Origin of the sequence: Orlajensenia flava, from assembly GCF_004801905.1 — a bacterium.
Taxonomy (GTDB): Bacteria; Actinomycetota; Actinomycetes; order Actinomycetales; family Microbacteriaceae; genus Orlajensenia; species Orlajensenia flava.
In genome coordinates this window covers 83215-96330 of the sequence record NZ_SSSN01000003.1, presented here as the reverse complement: position 1 = coordinate 96330, position 13116 = coordinate 83215, and the positions used below count along the sequence as shown (strand labels likewise).

Annotated in this window: 16 protein-coding genes and 1 tRNA gene; 11 read left to right on the top strand and 6 right to left on the bottom strand. The window is 67.8% G+C overall.

The genetic code is table 11. From position 1 onward, the window contains the following. Positions 1-43 precede the first annotated feature (43 nt). The gene (locus E6C70_RS02315) at positions 44-1066 is read right to left on the bottom strand and encodes a TerC/Alx family metal homeostasis membrane protein (protein ID WP_136421861.1); all 1023 of its coding nucleotides are present in this window, start codon (positions 1064-1066) and stop codon (positions 44-46) included. 234 nt (positions 1067-1300) lie between these two features. Between E6C70_RS02315 and tdh the strand changes: the two genes are divergently transcribed. Continuing rightward, complete coding sequence (gene tdh / locus E6C70_RS02310) at positions 1301-2344, top strand: L-threonine 3-dehydrogenase (protein ID WP_136423660.1); 1044 nt, start codon at positions 1301-1303, stop codon at positions 2342-2344. 2 nt (positions 2345-2346) lie between these two features. Next, positions 2347-3525, top strand: coding sequence for a glycine C-acetyltransferase (locus tag E6C70_RS02305; protein ID WP_136421859.1), 1179 nt, complete (start codon positions 2347-2349; stop codon positions 3523-3525). A gap of 66 nt (positions 3526-3591) precedes the next feature. On the opposite strand, the gene E6C70_RS02300 is transcribed toward E6C70_RS02305, so the two are convergent. Further along, a tRNA-Glu gene (locus E6C70_RS02300) sits at positions 3592-3664 on the bottom strand. A gap of 59 nt (positions 3665-3723) precedes the next feature. Then, complete coding sequence (locus E6C70_RS02295) at positions 3724-4632, bottom strand: diacylglycerol/lipid kinase family protein (protein WP_136421857.1); 909 nt, start codon at positions 4630-4632, stop codon at positions 3724-3726. A gap of 62 nt (positions 4633-4694) precedes the next feature. Between E6C70_RS02295 and E6C70_RS02290 the strand changes: the two genes are divergently transcribed. From E6C70_RS02290 to E6C70_RS02280, 3 genes are all read left to right on the top strand, one after another. Continuing rightward, complete coding sequence (locus E6C70_RS02290) at positions 4695-5339, top strand: MBL fold metallo-hydrolase (protein ID WP_136421854.1); 645 nt, start codon at positions 4695-4697, stop codon at positions 5337-5339. Positions 5340-5418: 79 nt separating this feature from the next. Continuing rightward, positions 5419-5739 carry a 4-fold beta flower protein gene (locus E6C70_RS02285; RefSeq protein WP_136421853.1) on the top strand — a complete coding sequence of 107 codons (321 nt, stop codon included), beginning with the start codon at positions 5419-5421 and terminating at the stop codon, positions 5737-5739. A gap of 36 nt (positions 5740-5775) precedes the next feature. After that, entirely contained in the window at positions 5776-6297 is a 522-nt protein-coding gene (locus E6C70_RS02280; protein ID WP_136421851.1) for a DUF6328 family protein, read from the top strand. 3 nt (positions 6298-6300) lie between these two features. On the opposite strand, the gene E6C70_RS02275 is transcribed toward E6C70_RS02280, so the two are convergent. From E6C70_RS02275 to ku, 3 genes are all read right to left on the bottom strand, one after another. Further along, positions 6301-7269 (bottom strand): DNA topoisomerase IB, encoded by a 969-nt coding sequence (locus E6C70_RS02275; RefSeq protein WP_136421850.1) that lies wholly within the window; start codon positions 7267-7269, stop codon positions 6301-6303. Positions 7270-7271: 2 nt separating this feature from the next. Next, positions 7272-7538, bottom strand: coding sequence for a DUF7218 family protein (locus E6C70_RS02270; protein WP_136421848.1), 267 nt, complete (start codon positions 7536-7538; stop codon positions 7272-7274). A 97-nt stretch (positions 7539-7635) separates the two neighbouring features. Further along, positions 7636-8571, bottom strand: coding sequence for a non-homologous end joining protein Ku (gene ku / locus E6C70_RS02265; protein ID WP_136421846.1), 936 nt, complete (start codon positions 8569-8571; stop codon positions 7636-7638). Positions 8572-8632: 61 nt separating this feature from the next. On the opposite strand from ku, the gene E6C70_RS02260 reads away from it, so the two are divergent. From E6C70_RS02260 to E6C70_RS16605, 6 genes are read left to right on the top strand one after another with little or no spacing between them, the layout of a single operon-like run. Beyond that, the gene (locus tag E6C70_RS02260; protein WP_136421844.1) at positions 8633-11092 is read left to right on the top strand and encodes an ATP-dependent DNA ligase; all 2460 of its coding nucleotides are present in this window, start codon (positions 8633-8635) and stop codon (positions 11090-11092) included. Positions 11093-11133: 41 nt separating this feature from the next. Beyond that, the gene (locus E6C70_RS02255) at positions 11134-11388 is read left to right on the top strand and encodes a hypothetical protein (RefSeq protein WP_136421842.1); all 255 of its coding nucleotides are present in this window, start codon (positions 11134-11136) and stop codon (positions 11386-11388) included. Positions 11389-11421: 33 nt separating this feature from the next. Continuing rightward, positions 11422-11982, top strand: coding sequence for a dihydrofolate reductase family protein (locus tag E6C70_RS02250; protein ID WP_136421840.1), 561 nt, complete (start codon positions 11422-11424; stop codon positions 11980-11982). 20 nt (positions 11983-12002) lie between these two features. Further along, positions 12003-12575: a GIY-YIG nuclease family protein gene (locus E6C70_RS02245; RefSeq protein WP_328590800.1), complete on the top strand. Its 573-nt coding sequence runs from the start codon at positions 12003-12005 to the stop codon at positions 12573-12575. Then, a complete protein-coding gene (locus tag E6C70_RS02240) occupies positions 12572-12883 on the top strand; it encodes a hypothetical protein (protein WP_136421838.1) in 312 nt (103 codons plus the stop codon). The genes E6C70_RS02245 and E6C70_RS02240 overlap by 4 nt, the downstream gene beginning before the upstream one ends. A gap of 50 nt (positions 12884-12933) precedes the next feature. Next, a complete protein-coding gene (locus tag E6C70_RS16605; RefSeq protein ID WP_168770841.1) occupies positions 12934-13089 on the top strand; it encodes a hypothetical protein in 156 nt (51 codons plus the stop codon). Positions 13090-13116: the final 27 nt, after the last annotated feature.

The following is a 13116-nucleotide window of genomic DNA, read 5'->3' as shown; positions in this document are numbered from 1 at the left end:
CGCCGGTGAGCGGCACCACCCTAGCAAGTGCGGCGGGCGGCGCTCAGTCCTCCGTGAAGTGCGGCACCTCGTCGCCGAGTGTCGTGCCTCGCTTCTGCGCATCCACGCGCGCCTTGATGAGACTCGCCACGGTCGCGACGACCATCGACGCGACGATGACGATGAGCGAGGTCCAGGTGTCGATCTCGGGCACCCAATCGATGTGCTTGCCTCCGTTGATGAAGGGCAGCTCGTTGGTGTGCAGGGCGTGGAAGAAGAGCTTGACGCCGATGAAGAAGAGGATGAAGGCGATCCCGTATTTCAGATACTCGAGTCGTTCGAGCAGCCCGCCGAGCAGGAAGTAGAGCTGGCGCAGGCCCATGAGGGCGAACACGTTGGCGGTGAACACGATGAACGGACTCTGGGTGATGCCGAAGATGGCAGGGATGGAGTCGAGCGCGAAGATGAGGTCGGTCGTGCCGATGGCGACGAAGACGATGAGCACCGGCGTGAAGAGGCGCTTGCCGTCGATGCGCGTGCGGATCTTGATGCCGTCGTAGTCGGGGGCGATCGCGACGCGCCGGCGGATCATCGTGATGAGGCCGCTCTCCTTGCCGTCATCCTCGTGGTTTCCGAACGCCTGGTTGAACGCCGTGTAGAGCAGGAACGCTCCGAAGATGTAGAACACCCAGCTGAAGTTCTCGATGAGCGCGGCGCCCAGCAGGATGAAGACCAGTCGCAGGACGAGCGCGATGATGATGCCCACCATGAGCACTTCCTGCTGGATCTTCCTCGGCACGGCGAAGCGGGCCATGATCACGACGAAGACGAACAGGTTGTCGATGGACAGGCTGTACTCCGTCAGCCATCCGGCGAGGAATTCGCTGCCGTGGTGCACGTCGCCGATCACGAACATGAGCCCGGCGAAGATGAGCGCCAACGCGACGTAGAACACCACCCAGAGGGTCGCCTCACGGAACGAGGGGACGTGCGGTCGCTTGATGACGAGCAGCAGGTCGCCGACGAGGATGACAGTGAGCACGACGAGTGACGTGATCTCGAACCAGAGCGGGAGAACGGTTGCCATGGACGGCCTTTCGCGGAGGGAGCAGGGTTGGCTGATCGCCGAAAGTCTCTCCCGCATCCGAACGGATGCCGCCTGGTCCGGGGTGCCGGCGTCGGCCTCCGTGATGACGAAACAGGCGAGGTGGGGTACTCCCCTTCGCTCCCGCAAGCCTATCGGAGCGATGCGCCGCCTGTAGCACCCGAGCGCGCCGAGTAGCCTGAACGTCGTCCACAAGACGAGGAACGAGGTATGCGCATGCTGGCTCTCATCAAGCCGAGCGGCGCACCCGGACTGGAACTGGCCGACCGGCCGGAACCCGTCACGGGTGACGACGACGTCACGATCCGGGTGCTCCGAACGGGCATCTGCGGAACCGACCTTCACATCGAGTCGTGGGATGCCTGGGCGGCGTCCACGATCCAGGCACCGATCATCCCCGGGCACGAGTTCTACGGCGAGGTGGTCGAGATCGGCCGCAACGTGCGCGACGTGCACGTCGGGGCCCGCGTGAGCGGTGAGGGCCACATCGTCTGCGGCACCTGCCGCAACTGCCGGGCGGGTCGACGCCAGATGTGCATCCGCACCATCGGTCTCGGCGTGAACCGGGATGGAGCGTTCGCCGAATACATCACCATCCCCGAGACGAATGTGTGGGTGCACTCCCCCGGCACCGATCCCGACCTGGGGGCCATCTTCGATCCCTTCGGCAACGCGGTGCACGTAGCCCTCAGCTTCCCCCTGGTCGGCGAGGACGTGCTGATCACGGGAGCCGGGCCGATCGGCCTCATGTCGGCTGCCGTGGCGCGGCACATCGGCGCCCGGCACGTCGTGGTGACGGATGTCTCCGAGCCTCGCCTCGCGCTCGCGAGGCAGGTCGGGGCTGACCTCACCGTGAACGTCGCTCGGCAGCGCATCCGAGACGCCCAGCAGGAGCTCGGCATGCGCGAGGGCTTCGACGTCGGATTCGAGATGTCGGGTCATCCGACGGCACTGCCGGAGATGATCGAGAACCTCAACCATGGTGGGCGAGTCGCCATGCTGGGACTGCCGAGTGCGCCGATCGACGTGGACTGGGCCAAGGTCGTCACCCACATGCTCACCATCAAGGGCATCTATGGGCGCGAGATGTACGAGAGCTGGAACGCGATGAGCGCCATGCTGCAGAGCAGTACGGAGTTGCAGGCAGCGCTTTCGGCTGTCATCACCGACCGATTCCCGGCGCGGGAATGGGAGAAGGGCTTCGCGGCGGCGCGCGGGGCGGGCGGCGGCAAGGTCGTCCTCGATTGGAGCGAGGTCTAGAGATGTACGGATCGATGCAGCAGCGGGTGCAGGGAACGCTCGAGGAGATCCGCGAGGCCGGTCTCTGGAAGAGCGAGAGGCGCATCTCGACCGCTCAGTCCTCGCACATCACCGCCAACGGCGGCGACGTGCTGAACTTCTGCGCCAACAACTACCTCGGTCTCGCCGACCATCCCGACATCGTGCGCGCAGCCCAGTCGTCCATGGACGACTGGGGCTTCGGTATGGCGAGCGTGCGGTTCATCTGCGGCACGCAGGACCAGCACATCGCCCTGGAGAAGCGGGTCTCCGAGTTCCTCGGAACCGAGGACACCATCCTGTTCTCCTCGTGCTTCGACGCGAACGGCGGCGTGTTCGAGACCCTGTTCGGCCCCGAGGACGCCATCATCTCCGACGAGTTGAACCACGCGTCGATCATCGACGGCATCCGTCTCTCCAAGGCCCGCCGGCTGCGCTACCGCAACCGCGACATGGCCGACCTCGAGCAGCAGCTGGCGTCGGCGACGGATGCTCGGCAGCGGGTCGTCGTGACGGATGGCGTCTTCTCGATGGACGGATACCTCGCGCCGCTCGACGCGATCTGCGACCTGGCCGAGCGCTACGACGCTCTGGTGCTCGTCGACGACTCCCACGCGGTGGGCTTCGTCGGCGAGAACGGCCGCGGAACGCCCGAGCACTTCGGCGTGGCCGATCGCGTCGATATCTACACGGGCACGTTCGGCAAGGCGCTCGGCGGGGCATCCGGTGGCTACGTGGCCAGTCACGCCGAGATCGTCGCCCTCCTGCGCCAACGTGCACGGCCCTACCTGTTCTCCAACACGGTGGCGCCGGCAGTCGTGGCCGGCACTCTCGCCGCGTTCGACCTGCTCGAGGGCAGCGCAGACCTCCGCGACCGGCTGCGCGCGAACGCAGCCCTGTTCCGTCGCAGGATGACGGAGGAGGGCTTCGACCTGCTCGACGGCGAGCACGCGATCGTCCCGGTGATGTTCGGCGACGCCGCTCTCGCTGCGCGCATTGCAGAGCGGATGCTCGAGCACGGTGTCTACGTCGTCGCTTTCAGCTACCCGGTGGTCCCTGTCGGCAAGGCGCGCATCCGGGTGCAGCTCTCCGCCGCGCACTCCGCCGATGACGTCGAGACCTGCGTGCGTGCCTTCGTCGCCGCGCGCGACGCCGAGGGGTGACGTCTACCGCGACTGATGTTGCGCGGGTACGAGAAAACCCCCGGCGAACCGGGGGTTTTCTGGTTGTGACCCCAGCGGGATTTGAACCCGCGTTACCGCCGTGAGAGGGCGACGTCCTAGGCCGCTAAACGATGGGGCCGTTTTGCAACGTGTTCGAGTATGCCACAGCGCCGCTGGGGCTTCAAATCGGCGCGGCCCTCAGACGAGCACCTTGAGAGCGCCGGGAACGACATCGACGCGAATCGGCAGAGGACCGACTCGCTCACCGTCGGCGTAAGCCACGATCGAGTCGTCGGCGTCGATCTCGACCGATCGCGCACGCACGAACTCGACGGCCGGATGCGTCGTGTGCGTGCCTCGAAAGACGCGCGGAAAGACCCGCAGGAACTCGATCCGCGAGATGCGATGGACGATGAACACGTCGAGCAGTCCGTCGTCGAGCAGCGCGCCGGGGGCGACGGTCATGCCCCCGCCGAGCGAGGTGTTGTTGGCGACGGACACAAGCATCCCCTCGACCTCGCGGGGCACCCCGTCGATCACCATGCGGTACTGCACGGCCGACAGTGTGACGAGCTCACGCAGGAGGGCGATGATGTAGCGACTCGCACCACGCGGACGCGTCATCAGGTTGGCTCGCTCGTTGACCACGGCATCGAAGCCTGCGGAGAGGACGGCGGCATACCAGGTCGTGAGTTCCCCGTGCTTCACCCGCGCGGCGTCGATGACGCGCGGTTCGCGGGTAAGGGCATCGACCACGGCGCGCGTCGCCGCATCCGTGTCGCCGATCGGCAGGCCGAGGCCACGCGCCATGTCGTTGCCGGTGCCGGCTGCGACGATGCCGAGCGGGATGTCGGTGCCGGCGACCAGGTTCGTGCCCAGCGAGACCATACCGTCTCCGCCGACCACGACCAGGGCGTCAGTACCCGCGGTGACCGCGTGCTCGACCTCTCGGCGCAGCAGTTCGTAGTTCGCCTCGCGCAGCATCGCCACCGTGTGACCGGCGCGCTGGATGGCCTCGACGACGCGCGGGCCGACGTCGCGATTGCGACCGAACGAGGCGTTCGGATTGATGGCCACCGTGGCGCGATGGTGGTCGGCAGCGGTCATACCGTGAATTATGTCGGTTCCGCCGTGTTGCACCGCGAGGCGGAGCGGTGTTTGCTCGAGTCATGCGATTGACCAAGCTCGAACATGCCGCGCTCATCATCGAGCAGAACGGCGAGACCCTCATCATCGACCCGGGCTCCTTCACGAGGCCCATGACGGATGTGGAGAGCGTGGTCGCCGTCGTGATCACCCACGAGCATGCCGATCATTGGACAGCCGAACAGCTCACCGGCATCCTCGCGGGCAACGCGGGCGCCCGACTCCTCGGCCCCGCAGGCGTCGTCGCTGCGACGGCCGCAGCCGGAATAACCGCCGAACAGGTGGATGCCGGTGACACCGTGACCGTCGGGTCGTTCACGCTCCGATTCTTCGGCGGCCGGCATGCCGTCATCCACGAGAGCATCCCCGTGGTGGACAACGTCGGCGTACTCGTCAACGACCGGTTCTACTACGCGGGAGACTCGTTCACGATTCCCGACGGTGTCGAGGTCGACACGCTCGCCGCGCCCGCCGGGGCCCCGTGGATGAAGGTCGCCGAGACGATGGACTACGCCGTGGCGATCGGCGCGAAGAATGTCTTCCCGACCCACGAGATGGTGCTCAGCCGGGCCGGCAAGGACCTGTCGAACGGGCGGCTCACCTGGGCCGCCGAGCAGGGCGGCGGAACCTTCCATGCCCTGGAACCCGGAGACACTCTCGACATCTGATCGCGCGGGCGGCATGATGTGAGCTGACCGCCACGTGGCGGCCTCAGCGACCCGAATCGCCGACCCGAAGGTGACCCGCGTGACCGCATATCTGTACGACCTCTCCGGCGAGTGGATCGCCTTCCGACCCTCGACGGACAGCCGCTACCTCTTCGACGTGCGCGGCACGTGGATCGGCTGGTTTCCGTTCCACGACGACGAGGTGCTCACGCCGGACGGCGACTACCTCGGCAGCGTCGCGGGCGACCGCCTGATCCAACGTTTCGACTACGTCTACCGGGGCACGCCGGGATATCCGGGCGCGCCCGCGTTCCCCGGGCTCCCCGCCTACCCGGGCGCCGCGAGCCACGCTGGCTCGATGGGTGGATGCGAGGACGTCCCCCTCCTCCAGCACGCCTGACCCGGCGAGGACCCGGCGGCGGGATAGCATCCGTCCATGACCGTCAAAGACCATGAGGGCCTGCCGCTGCGCAACGAGACTCCCACGGAGAAGCTCGACCGCAACTGGTCCGAGATCCTGCAGGAGATGCGCGTCGCGCAGACGGCCACCCAGATCATCGGCGGCTTCCTGCTGGCCATCGCCTTCCAGCAGCGCTTCGGCGAACTCGACCCGTACGGCCTGGTCCTCTATCTCGTGCTCGTCTGTCTGGCCGGCCTCTCGACGGCGATCGGCCTCGCCCCCGTCAGCGAGCACCGCCTGTACTTCCGGCATCGACTGAAGGGTCGGGTCGTCGCGGCGGGCAACCGGTTCCTGATCGCGCAGCTCGTGGTGATCGCCCTGCTCACCGCCGGCGTCATCGGCCTGATCTTCGACTTCGTCCTCGGTCGCACCGCGGGAGTCGTAGCGCTCATCGCTGCACTCGCCGTGCTGACCGTCACGTGGATCGTGCTCCCGCGCATCCGTGTCAAGGCGGCCCAGGCCGGCGACAACGACGAGATCGCCGACGCCGACAGCTGAGGCTCAGTCCTCGGGTTCGAGCAGCGCGATCAGGGCGTTCTCGGGGGAACCGGTGAGGGAGATCGTCCGTCCGGCGAGGTAGCCGTCGATGACGGCGGGGTCCACGTAGCTCGCCTTGGCGACGGACGGGGTGTTGCCGAGCGCATCGGATGCGGCGACATAGGCTGCACGCAGGTTCTTCTTGGCCTGTCGCTCGGTGGCGGCTTCGCCGGAGAGGGCGAGCGAGGTGGCGGCCGCGATGGTTCCACGCAGGGTGCGGAAATCCTTGGCCGTGAAGTCGCCGCGGGTGGCCGACCGCACGTAGTCGTTGATCTGCGAGCCGCTGAGGGCGCGGAACCGCTCGAGATCCTGCCAGGCGAGGAACCGCGAACGCGGGGTCCGCTCGAGGAGTTGCGTCGCGACCAGCGCGAGAGCAGCATCCGAGATGGAGGCCTCCATCGTCTGCCCGCTCTTGGCCGGGAACTTGAGTGTCAGGCTCTCGTCGGCCAGCCTGACGTGCCTCACGAGGAGTGTGGACAGGCCGAAGCTGCCGTTGGCCTCGAAGTACGCCTCTGCTCCGACACGCACGGCGACGGTGTCGAGCAGGCGGAACGCGGCAGCGAGGATGCGGTCATGGCTGAGGTCGTCCGCACCCAGGTCTCGGGTGACGCGACCCCGTGCTGCCGGAAGCGCCTCGGCGAGCGCGAGCGCCCGCTCGAACTTGACGCCGTCTCGGGCGGAGCGCCAGTCGGGGTGATACATGTACTGTCGGCGGCCCGCCGCATCCGTTCCCACCGCCATGATGTGGGCGTTGGCGTGATCGGAGATCCAGACGTCCTTCCAGGCGGGAGGGATGACCAACGCCTCGGCTCGCTCGCGTTCCTGGGGCGCGACGGCGACGCCATCGGAGTCGAGGTAGCGGAAACCTCGACCCGACCGCACCCGCGTGAAACCCGAGTCCGTGTACGGCGCGACTCTTCGAAGGCGTACCACGCTCAGTGGTTCCTGAGCAGGTCGATGAGCTCGCCTTTGCGCTTGCCCGAGTAGCCGCGCAGGCCGAGTTCCTTTGCTCGTGAGCGCAACTCCTCGACGGTGCGGTCCTCGTAGTCGTCCGCGTCGCCGCCCTTCCGACCCACGGCGGAGCGCCCCCGTGCCGCTGCGGCGTTCGAGATGCGAGCGGACTTCTCCTTGGAGTTGCCCTCCTCGCGCAGTGTCTCGTAGAGGTCGGGATCCTTGAGGCTGTTGTTGCGTGCTCCCGGCATGATCTGTCCCTTCTCCGCGACGAGAAGAACGCTACCGAGGGGGGCGGCGTGCCGGCTGGGGCTTGACAGTACCGGCTCGCGGCATCCGCGGTATCGGCTACTGCGCCTTCTTGACGGGAGCCGTCTTCGCGCTCGATTCCTTCTTCGATGCCGTCTGCTTGCTGCTCGTCTTCTTCTTGGCAGCCGGCTTGGACTTCGCGCTCGATTTCTTCTCCGACGACGCAGAGGTCGACGGTTCTGCTCCGCCGCGAGCCTTGTCGACGCTGCGGCGAAGCGCCTCCATGAGGTCGATGACCTCTCCGCCGCCCTTGTCGGCGTCCTCCGACTCGCCGAAGGTCGCCTCGGTGTCGAGGGCCTCCCCCTTGTCGAGCTTCTCGTCGATCAGGATGCGCAGTTCGCGCTGGTACTCGTCGACGAACTCCTCGGGATCGAAGTCGCCGGCGTAGGAGTCGACGAGGCTGGACGAGAGCTCGAGTTCCTTGGCCGAGATGCGCACGTCAGCGTCGAGCGACGGGAACTCCGCCTTCCGCACCTCGTCGGCCCACAGCAGAGTCTGCATCACGAGCACGTCGTCGCGCACGCGCAGCGCCGCGAGGTGCGACTTCTGGCGCAGCGCGAATCGGACGATCGCCGTGCGGTCCGTCGATTCGAGCGTCCGACGCAGCAGCACGTAGGCCTTCGGCGAGTTGCCGTCGGGCTCGAGGTAGTAGCTCTTGTCGAACCACAGCGGGTCGATCTGCTCGTTCGGCACGAACTCGACCACCTCGATCTCGCGACTCTTCTCAGCCGGAAGCGCGGAGAAGTCGTCGTCGGTCAGGATCACCGTGCGATCGCCGTCGTCGTAGGCCTTGTCGATGTGCTGGTAGGGCACGACCTCGCCGCAGACGTCGCACCGACGCTCGTAGTGGATGCGACCGCCGTCCTTGTCGTGCACCTGGTGCAATCCGATGTCGTGACTCTCGGTGGCGCTGTAGAGCTTGACCGGCACGTTGACCAGGCCGAACGTGAGCGCGCCCTTCCAGATGGACCTCATCGCACCAGTACACCACCCCTCGGGCGCGAGTGGGCTAGGTTTCTCATCGACGGAGGTCGAGATGGCGAAGAAGGCGACTGCCCAGGTGGTCTCGGTCGAGGGCCACCGCCTCAAGGTTTCGAGCCTCGACAAGGTGCTCTACCCCGCCACCGGCACGACGAAAGCCGACGTCCTGCGCTACTACGCCCAGATCGCACCCGTCCTCATCCCGCACACCACGCACCGTCCGGCCACCCGCAAGCGGTGGGTGCACGGGGTCGGAACCGCGGATGCGCCGGGAGCCGTGTTCTTCCAGAAGGACATCGGCGGTGGAGTGCCCGAGTGGGTGCCGCGGGCGGTCATCGAGCACTCCGACGGCCCCAAGACCTATCCCCTCGTCGACAACTCCGCGGTGCTGGCGTGGCTCGCCCAGATCGCCGCCCTCGAGATCCACGTGCCGCAGTGGAGGTTCAGCCACGACGGCGAGCGCCGCAACCCCGACCGCCTCGTGCTCGACCTCGACCCCGGGGAGGGGACGGGGCTCTCCGAGTGCGTCGAGGTCGCCCGGATCGCGCGGGGCATCCTCACGGACATGGGCCTCGACCCGATGCCGGTCACGAGCGGGAGCAAAGGCATCCATCTCTATGCCGCCATCGACGGACGGCAGACCTCCGATCAGGTCTCCGCCGTCGCCCACGAACTCGCGCGCGCACTCGAGGCCGACCATCCTGATCTCATCGTGAGCGACATGAAGAAGTCGCTGCGCACCGGCAAGGTGCTGGTGGACTGGAGCCAGAACAACGGCAGCAAGACAACCATCGCCCCGTACTCGTTGCGCGGCCGGCTGCGCCCGAGCGTCGCCGCTCCGCGCACGTGGGAGGAACTCGACTCCCCGTCGCTGGCACAGCTCGAGTTCGAGGAAGTGCTCGAGCGCGTTGCGCGGTCGGGCGACCCGGCCGCGGGCATCGAGGGGGCTCCGCCGACGGCGACGGATGCGGAGGGGCGCGAGCGCATCACCGCCGCTCCGATCGACGACCGCCTGGCCACCTACCGCTCGATGCGCGACGCCTCGAAGACGCCGGAGCCGGTTCCGGCCGAACGGGCTGTCGCGACCGAGGGACGCAGCTTCGTCATCCAGGAGCACCACGCTCGGCGCCTGCACTACGACTTCCGCCTCGAGCGAGACGGGGTGCTGGTGAGCTGGGCGCTCCCCCGCGGCGTCCCGACGGACGCCGGTCGCAATCACCTCGCCGTGCAGACCGAGGACCACCCGCTCGCCTACGGCACCTTCGAGGGAACGATCCCCGGTGGCGAATACGGGGCGGGCACGGTGAGGATCTGGGATGCCGGCACCTACGAGCTCGAGAAGTGGCGCGACGACGAAGTCATCGCCACGCTGCACGGCGAGGCGGCCGGTGGTCTCGGGGAGCCCGTACGCGTCGCCCTCATCCGCACGTCGCGGGGCGCGTCCGACGGCAAGAGCCAGTGGCTCATCCATCGGATGAAGGACCAGATGCGCCCCGAGCAGGAGAGGGAGTACCCGTCGAGCCAGAAGCCGGCAGCGCACGAGGCGATGCTCGCCCGGCCGGGAACTCTCGACGCCCTCGACGCCGGCACCGAGTGGGCCGTGGAGATGAAGTGGGACGGCATCCGTGCGCTGGTCGCCGTGCGCGACGGCCATGTCTCCTTGGTCACCCGGAACGGCATCGACGTGACCCCGCGCTACCCGGAGATCACGGCGGCCGCCGCGGCTTTCCGGCCGGCGACCGGCGTGTACGACGGCGAGATCGTCGCACCCGATGCATCGGGTCGGCCCGACTTCGGCCTGCTCCAGGAGCGGATGGGGCTCACCAAGCCCGCCGAGGTCCGCGTCGCGGCCGCACGTCGCCCCGTTCGCCTGTTCCTCTTCGATGCGCTCGAGGTCGACGGCGAGAGCATCGTGCGGCTGCCCTACCGGGACCGTCGAGAACGGCTCCTCGAGTCGATCGTCCAAGAGCCGAACGCCGTGATCGTCGTGCCGGACGCTTTCGACGGCGACGTCGCGGCCGCCCTGGAGACCAGCAGGACATTGGGACTGGAAGGGGTGATGGCCAAGGACGCGTCGTCACGCTACGAGGAGGGGCGACGCTCGGGAGCGTGGGTGAAGATCAAGCACACCACCACGCAGGAGGTCGTCATCGGCGGCTGGCGCCCCGGCAAGGGACGTCGGGCGGCCACCATCGGCTCCCTGCTGGTCGGCATCCCCGGACCGAGCGGCTTGGACTACGTGGGCCGCGTGGGCACCGGGTTCTCCGACGGCGATCTCGAGCGCATCACGGAGGCGCTTCGTCCCCTGTCGCGCTCGACCTCCCCGTTCGTCGATGTCCCCGCCGCGGAGTCTCGGGATGCGCAGTGGGTTCGCGCTTCCATCGTCGGCGAGGTCGAGTTCGGCGAATGGACTCGCAGCGGGGTGCTGCGGCATCCGGTCTGGAGAGGGCTCCGTCCGGACAAGAATCCTGAGCAGGTGCTGCGAGAGGAGCCCGCCGCTCAGGGCGAGGGTTAACATGAGTCGCGGCCGCAGCGGCCCGCGAGAAAGGACCGTCAATGACGACGGCTGACGAGATCGGCCTGCCCCGCGCAGCCAGATCCAGCACTGCAAACACCTCTATCGGCCGACCCGGCATTCGACGGGCACCCACCGTGAGCGCGATCGTGCTCGACCTCCGCGAGCACTACTCGGGGCACAGCTCGGGGGTCGTGCTCGAGGAATTGCGGCGGCGCTTTCGCAAGGCGGGCATCGAAGCAACCGCTGGCGAGATGGAGCGACTCGCCATGGACATCGCGCGAGCCCACCGCTGAGCATGCCGTGACCGAACGCAGACGGCATCCCGCATGGCCCGCCTGATCGCCTCCGCGATCGCCTCGCTCGACGGCTACACCGTCGACGCCGCGGGATCGTTCGACTGGGCTGCTCCCGCCGAAGACCTCCACCGCTTCGTGAACGACCTCGAACGGCCGATCGGCACGTACCTGTACGGGCGACGGATGTACGAGACCATGAGGTTCTGGGGTACGCAAGCCGCGACCGACGATCCATCCGCCGTCATCCGGGAGTATGCGGCGGTGTGGCAGGCGGCGGACAAGGTCGTCTACTCGAGCACGCTGGATGAGCCCTCGACGCCGTCGACTCGCATCGTCCGCTCCTTCGACGCCGCCGAGGTCCGCGCGCTCGTCGACGCGGCCGATCGCGACGTGTCCGTCGGAGGTTCGACCCTCGCGGGCGAGGCGATGCGCGCGGGACTGGTGGATGAGATCCACCTGTTCGCCGTGCCCGTCGTCGTCGGAGGCGGGACGGCCTTCTTCCCGGTCGGCCTGCGGATGGAACTCGAGCTCATCGCAACGGACCGATTCCCGGACGGAGCCGTCCACCTGCACTACCGGGTCATGTCGTAGGAGCACGCTAGCCTGCCGTCGTGGTTGCCCTGGCGCGATGTTCCCAACTCCGGTCGGACGGCGTCGCGTGCGGCCTGCCGATCGAGGCCGGGGCTCCGGTGCAGCTGTGCTCGTCGCATCTTCTCGCCGCCCACGACTGGGTGGCCCGCGACGTCGGCGTCACCGACCTGCTCCCCGGTCCGTGCGTGGCGTGCGGAGGGCGGGTCGGCATCCGTTACCCCTCCGGATGGGTGTGCGCCGTGTGCGAGTGGCGTGCCGGAGAGCTCGTCGACGTCGAGATCGCGAGCGAACTGCGCATCGAGGTGGTCTACTACCTCCGCTACGACGACCGCATCAAGATCGGCACCTCGGCCACCCCGCGCCGTCGCATCGCCGCACTGCCGCACGACGAGGTGCTCGCGTTCGAGCGCGGGGGTCGAGGTCTGGAGCAACGGCGGCACCGGCAGTTCGCCGATCAGCGCATACCGCGCACGGAGTGGTTCGAGATCGACGACACCCTGCTCGACCATGTCTCCGCCCTTCGCGCTGGCATCGAGGACCCGTGGGATCTGTACTCCCGGTGGTTGAGCACCGAGCTCGCGTTGCGCGGGTGACCACTGAATGGTGGCAGGCTGGAGATGTGACGGAGCAACCGCCTCCCCCCGACTACGTCGTGCGATCCGGTCGTCCGGCACGCCCGTCGAACAGCCTGGGCGCCGCGGCCGTCCTCATCGGCGCCGTCGCGCTGTTCATGTCCCTGTTGCCGGTTCCCGCCTATTTCGCCTGGGCCCCCGGCATCGTCGCCGTGGTCCTCGGCAGCATCGGCACCACCCGCCCGCGTCTGTCCCGGGTGAGTTCGGTCGTCGGCATCGTGCTCGGAGCGGTCGGACTCCTGATCGCGACCCTGGTCACGTTCGCCTGAGCCGAAAGCAAGCCCTCGCCCGACACCCTTCCCGTCCGTAGGCTCGGCCCATGACTGATTTCATCGAACCCCGCGAAGAGCCCCTCGACGTCGATCGTCTCGGTGGAGAGCGCTACATCGACGAGGAGGAACCCGACGTCGTGAAGGATGCCGACGAGCCGACGGATGACCCGGACGGCGCATCGGATCGCGTCCCGGAGTCCTGAGGGGCTGATGAGGTTACCGGCCGCTGT